At 60.4% G+C, this 3,711-nt stretch carries 4 protein-coding genes; 1 reads left to right on the top strand and 3 read right to left on the bottom strand.

All coding sequences use genetic code 11. The features are described from left to right. A partial coding sequence (locus tag NW841_RS12325; protein WP_414386639.1) for a zinc ribbon domain-containing protein occupies positions 1-277 on the top strand: 277 nt, incomplete at its 5' end. Between the two features lie 146 nt (positions 278-423). Here NW841_RS12325 and NW841_RS12320 read toward each other — a convergent pair. The 3 genes from NW841_RS12320 to NW841_RS12310 all read right to left on the bottom strand — a co-directional run. Beyond that, positions 424-1,551 carry an FtsW/RodA/SpoVE family cell cycle protein gene (locus tag NW841_RS12320; protein ID WP_414386637.1) on the bottom strand — a complete coding sequence of 376 codons (1,128 nt, stop codon included), beginning with the start codon at positions 1,549-1,551 and terminating at the stop codon, positions 424-426. After that, positions 1,496-2,905, bottom strand: coding sequence for a UDP-N-acetylmuramoyl-L-alanine--D-glutamate ligase (gene murD / locus NW841_RS12315; protein ID WP_414371169.1), 1,410 nt, complete (start codon positions 2,903-2,905; stop codon positions 1,496-1,498). The genes NW841_RS12320 and murD overlap by 56 nt, the downstream gene beginning before the upstream one ends. Positions 2,906-2,979: 74 nt before the next feature. After that, positions 2,980-3,711 (bottom strand): type 1 glutamine amidotransferase (locus NW841_RS12310; RefSeq protein WP_414386634.1); only part of this gene is annotated, 732 nt, incomplete at its 5' end.

Here is a 3,711-nt window from a genome sequence, read left to right as displayed (position 1 = left end):
GGTTGTGGTGGTGCCGCCTGCCTACAGCTCGCAGACCTGCCACCAGTGCTTCTGGCTTGGGCAGCGGGAAGGGAAGCATTTTCGTTGTGTGAACCCAGCTTGTGGTTGGGAAGGGGATGCAGATTTGCACGGTGCCAACGTCATTGCGCTTTTGGGGGTCGCTGTAAACCGGCCTGGAGGTTCGTGGTTGGCTTGCCAACTGCAGGGCTACCCTTCGCGTCAGCGGCGCGTAGCGCTTAAGCCCGCTCCGTACCGCTTAGCGGTCGGAGCCGGGTAGTTTACCGAGCTCACGGAGCGCCTTGAAAGTCTCCAGTCTTTTGCTCGCCTCTGTCGGGAGCTTAACCAGGCGGATCCCTACCAATTGATCCCTTCTGAACCCCAAAGTCTCTATCTACTGGCTGCTGAGTGAGACGCTTACAGAGCTTAGCCCACCTCGCGGGCGGCCCGCACCAGCAGTCCCGCCATAATTAGTCCAGAGAGAATTGAGCTGCCGCCGTAGCTAAACAGCGGCAAGGGTACCCCTGTAGTTGGCAACAGGCCGGTGACCACACTGACATTCAGCAGTGCCTGCCCCACCAAAAACATCAAACAGCCACAGGCCACCAGCCGCGTGGGCAGGTCGAGACAGCGCCGCATGACCCGCAGGCTTACCCAGGTGTAGGCGCTCAATAGCCCCAGGAAGAAGAGGGATCCCACCAGGCCAAACTCTTCCGCATACACCGCAAAGATGAAGTCTGTGTACTGGATGGGCAGGTAGAATAGCTTTTGCTGCGAAAGGCCGTAGCCTTTGCCCCACCAGCCCCCTGAGCCAATGGCCAAAAGGCTTTGCACCAACTGATAGCCGTCGCCCCGCGCATTCCCCCAGGGATCCAAAAAGGCAAGGATGCGCCGCCGCTGGTAGTCTTTGCTGAGAATGCTCACCACAGCCGCCAGGATCCCCAGTCCCGCTGTAGCCAAGAGGGTAAAAACGGGGATCCCGGCAGTCCAGGCCATGACCCAGAGGGTAAGGCCGCAGATGGCGGTGGTGCCCAAGTTGGGCTGGAGGAGGATCCCTAGCAGCGCCAAAGCAAAGAGCCCAACCCAGACGCCGCGAAACCAGGCGGGGTGGTAAAACCAACGGCCCAACACCCAGGCCCCCTGCAGCACCAACAGAGGCTTGAGCAATTCCGAAGGCTGGATGACCACCGGGATCACCTTCAAATCCAGCCAGCGGCTGGCTTCTAGGCGAGAAACCCCCAGCCCCGGCACCTGGGTAGCCCAAACCAAGCCAATGCCCAGCAGACAGAGGATCCCGGCCCAGGGAAACCAGCGCCGCAAGGGGATGCGCACCAGGAGCACAAAGCAGGCCAGCCCCAGCCCTGCCCAGAGCAACTGGCGCTTAAAGAAATAGAGGCCATCGCCAGTAGTCTGCTGCGCCACCGGGTAGGAGGCCGAAAACAGCATCATCAAGCCCACCGCCAGCCAAACCAGCGTCAGCCAGCGCAGCCAGCGCGCTTCAGCGTTCCAGGGATCCCACAAGGGCTTGGCAACAGGCGCGGAAGTGGTGGCCACGGTGCTCGAAGCTGGGGTACTGGTCAAAGCTGGCACAGGCGGGCGACAGCAAAACGGTAATGGGCTGAGCGGGATCCGCCAGGGCTTGCGCTAGGGAGCAAGCGGCTGCAAAGGCCCTTTCCACCGCTACCTCTAGAGTTGGCAGGATCTCGACGTCAGTATAGCGGATTGCCTGGAGAGCCTGGGCCAGGGCAGGAGCAGCCTCCCCAATGAGCAACACGCGGGCCACCTTAGCCTGAATAAGCCGCAGCCAAGCTGAGGGGTCCCCCTGTTTGGCCCTTCCACCGGCAATGAGGATGATGGGCGGGGAGAGGGCGTTGAGGGCCACCCAGCCGGCCTCGTAGTTGGTGGCTTTGCTGTCGTTGACAAAGCGGATGGGGGTGGATCCCACCTGGATTTGGGCTACCCGCTCCAGGCGATGGGGCATGCCGGCAAAAGAGCGGATGGCTCCCTGAATGGCAGTGTTAGGGATCCCGGCCAGATGAGCAGCCGCTGCCGCCAAGAGCAAGTTCTGCAAGTTGTGAGGACCAGGGCAGCGCTCGGCAAAATCCTCCAGCTCCGCCACCGCTTCCCCCTGGATGTAAAGGGTGCTCCCCCGCAGGAAGACATCCGCTTGCGGATCTTGCAGGGAAACCCAGTAGGTGTTTTCCCAGTCTCGCCGCCGGCGAAAGAGGTAGGGATCCTCGCCGTTGACCACCCGCCACTGGGCCCGCTCCAGCAGCCGCGCCTTAAAGCCAGCGTAGCGCTCCAGGGTGCCATGCCGCTCTAGGTGATCGGGGGTGAAGGTGGTCCATACCCCAATGCGGGGTGGGCTGCTAGGGGAGCTCTGCATCAGGCGGCTGCTGGCCTCCAGTTGGTAGCTGCTCAGCTCTGCCACGATCCAATCCGGCTGCCGCTGCCCTTGCCAAGTCTCCAGCGCCACCTGAGACAGAGGTAAGCCAATGTTGCCGCAGGGGATCCCTTCTAGCCCAGCCGCTTTGAACATCTCCGCCACCAGGGCCGTGGTGGTGCTTTTGCCGTTGGTGCCCGTGATCCCTACCCAAGGCAGATGCTCAAGGAACTGCCAGGCCAGCTCTGCCTCTCCCACCACCTCAATCCCTTGCCGACGCGCCTCTTGCAGCAAGGGGTGATCCCAGGCAATGCCCGGGCTGACCACCACCTGCTCCACTCCCGGCAGCAGTTGAAAAGGCTGGCCCAAGTGGACAGGGATCCCTTCTTGTTCCAGCTCTGCCTGCCGTTGCCGCAAGAGCTCCGAATCCTGCTCGTCCCAGACCCACACCTCTTTTCCCTGGGCCCGCAGCAGCCGTGCAGCCGACCAACCTGCGATCCCCAGTCCCAAAACCTGATGGCCCACGTCTATCCCCTTGGAACTTTGGCTTGCAGATGCATCTTACGGCTCTGGCCGCCCTCTAGAGCGCAGCGCGGGGCCTAGGGATTGGGGCGACAGAGAAAGGAGAGAACCTCGCCCATGAGACGGTTTATGGCTTGGTACTTCTCAGGGGGAGCTGAGAGAATTTCTACTTCCGACTGCACATAGGTAGATGGCAATAACTCGTCGCCGCAGTGGGAGACAAGCCCTTGCACCAATTCCGGCGTGGTTTCCAAGTGAAACTGGAGGCCAATCACTGAACGCCCAAGCTGAAAGGCCTGGTTCTCGCAGCCTTCGCTTTTGGCAAGGTGAAGTGCACCAGGGGGCAGCTCGAAGGTTTCCCCGTGCCAGTGAAAAACCTCAATCGAGGGCGGAAAAGGAAAGGCCAGCTCGTTCGCTGGTTGGATCCCTTGCACCGGCCACCAGCCTATTTCCTTAACACGATTTGGAAACACTCGGCTACCCATTGCGCTGGCAATCAGTTGCGCCCCCAGACAGATACCCAAAATGGACTTGCCGGCCTCGATGGCATTGCGGATAAACTCCTTCTCCTGACTTAGCCAAGGAAATGCCCTTTCGTCATTGGCACTCATGGGGCCACCCATGACGATGAGCATGTCAAATTCATCCAGGCTCGGCAATCTCGTTGATTCAAAGAACTTTGTGCTCGTTACAGGGTACCCCTTGGCTTTGAGCCAGGACTCTACGTAGCCAAGACCTTCAAACGCCACGTGTTGTAAGTAATGGGCCCGCATGCTGATTTCAATGACTAATACCTCAGCATAGCATAG

Origin of the sequence: Synechococcus sp. H60.3, assembly GCF_047462295.1 — a bacterium.
In the GTDB taxonomy this organism is placed as follows: Bacteria; Cyanobacteriota; Cyanobacteriia; order Thermostichales; family Thermostichaceae; genus Thermostichus.
The sequence above is the reverse complement of the archived record's forward strand: the minus strand, read 5'-3'. Positions and strand labels throughout refer to the sequence as shown.